Below are 2,110 nucleotides of genomic sequence, written 5' to 3'. Positions count from 1 at the left end.
AGCGCCCGCCACGAACCATCGTGGCGGGCGCTCCAACTCTCGTGAACTGCCGTGCTCAGGCGGCCCGGTGGAAGAAGAACGGGTCGATCGAGATCTGCACACCGGGAGTGCCGTCGACGTCGAGCAGTTGGTGGGTGGTGAAGTCGGCGTTGCGCTGGTAGCTCACGCCGACCGGGAAGTTGGCGTTGTCGGGGGTGTTGTTGCCCGCGAACACTCCGTAGAAGTCGGAGCCGACCGCGAGCAGCCGGATGTAGTCGCCGAGGTAGGGCAGTTGACCCCCGGAGTCCGGCACGTTGGCAGGAGCCTGGTGGAGCTTGGTGGTCTCCGGATCGTTCTGCCAGTTGTCGGCGGTGGTCTCCAGGATCGTCGTCCACTGGTTGTCGGCGAACAGCTGGTAGGCCAGGCCGACCAGGCCCTCGGAGTTGACGGCCAGTGCCGGGTTCTTGACGTCGGCGAGGTCCGCGCGCGCCTGCGTCCAGGTCTGGCCGCGGTCGGTCGAGCGCTGGACGTGCATCGTGTTGTCGGTGCCGGACGGTCCGCCGACCCGGTCGCACCACGCGATCCAGACGCTGTTGGCGTCCCTCGGGTCCACCGCGATCGTCAGGTCACCGCCGAGGCGCTCCTGCCCCATGATGGCGTTGAACGCCACGAAGCGGTCGGTCGCCACCAGTTGTCCGGGCGTGCTGGTGGTGGCGTCCTTGAGGTCCTCGAACGGGTTGGCCCCGGAGGCGGCGCTGTCGTCCCGGGTCACCACGACGTCGAAGGTGACGTTGCTGATGGGCTGACCGTGGTCGTTGGCGGTCCAGCACTCGAACGCCGCGTAGACCGTGCCGTCGGCGTGCAGGGCCAGCCTGACCGGCGGACCGTCCTGTCCGGCCGGGGTGCGCTGCTCGATGCCGAAGGGCGTGAAGCCGGCCGGCGCGGGAGCCGTCCGGGCGTCGCCCGAGACGTCGACGGTGGCCGACTTCGGGCTGGGGATCCGGTGCTTGAAGTTGTTGTTGCCGATGAAGACGCGGTCGCGGTCGCCGCCGTCGCCCGCGACGGTGTCGGCGATGACCCAGGGCTGGTCCACCGGCTCCCGGTTGACGAGCACCTGCATCGCCGCGGTCGAGGTGGCGGACGGCGTGCGGAGGATCTGCAGGACGGTCCGGTTCTGCAGGAAGGCGGCCTGACCGTTCAGGATGCCCGCGTACAGGGCACCGCCCCGGTCGGCGAAGGCCACGGTGATGTCGCCGGTGGCGAACGGCTGCGTCGTGCCGGGGAAGACCCCTCCGCCCGGAACGATGGTGTTCAGCGCCCAGGTGTTGCCACCGTCCGTGGACACGTAGACCGGGGCGAAGCCGCCGCCCATCGGGTCCGGGGTGAAGGCGGTCGCCACCATCTCGGCAGGATTCTCGGGGTTGACTGCGAGGAAGGGTTCGGCGTCGTGCTCGGCCTCGCCGCTCAGCGACTTGGGGGTGAGGTTGACGACCTTGAAGGTGGGCATGTCAGCTCACGTTCCCTCCGCGCAGCACGCCGAGCCGGTGCGCCGGCTGGTAGTCCTCGGCGTCCCGCAGCTCGTACGGCGCCAGCTCCCGCTGGTCACCCTCCGTGGCGTGCAGGATCCACAGCCCGGACTGGCCGGCCTTGGGCTTCGGGACGTGGTTCCAGTGGCGGTCCCGGCTGTTGGGGTACAGCACGGAGACGGTGCCGGCCTTGGCCGAACCGTGTTCCACGTGCTGGACGTCCAGGCCGGCCCGCCACCAGTGCGGGTCGTGCTCGGAGTAGTGGTCGGAACCCTCGAGCCGTTCCAGGCCGGCCACCGTGCCGAGCACCACGGCGTCGGCGGTGCGGGCGTGCTCGGCGAGGTCCTGGTTGCGGATCTCGCGCAGGACGAGGGAGAACGGCAGCTCGTCGGCGGTCGTCTCCATGCGGGCGATGTCCGGCCGGACGGCGTGGGCGGGCAGGCGGCCGACCTCGGTGACGGCGAGGCCGGCGCCGTAGTGCAGGCCCTCGGTGAAGAACGCGGCCGAGTCGCCGACGTTCAGCTTGAGGGCATCGGGCTTCAGCTGCACGGTGACCCGGCTGCCGGCGAGCCGCCGGAACGCGTCGGGCGCGTGCAGGACGTGGT

The 2,110-nt window shown here is 70.5% G+C and carries 2 protein-coding genes; both read right to left on the bottom strand.

Going from position 1 to position 2,110, the window contains the following annotated elements; genetic code table 11:
- Positions 1–55: 55 nt before the first annotated feature.
- Positions 56–1,486 carry a hypothetical protein gene (locus AB0O00_RS36910; protein ID WP_363659071.1) on the bottom strand — a complete coding sequence of 477 codons (1,431 nt, stop codon included), beginning with the start codon at positions 1,484–1,486 and terminating at the stop codon, positions 56–58.
- A gap of 1 nt (position 1,487) precedes the next feature.
- A partial coding sequence (locus tag AB0O00_RS36905) for a hypothetical protein (RefSeq protein WP_363659070.1) occupies positions 1,488–2,110 on the bottom strand: 623 nt, incomplete at its 5' end.

The organism is Kitasatospora sp. NPDC093558 (assembly GCF_040683475.1).
Classification (GTDB): Bacteria; Actinomycetota; Actinomycetes; order Streptomycetales; family Streptomycetaceae; genus Kitasatospora.
This window is presented reverse-complemented; position numbering and strand designations above follow the sequence as displayed.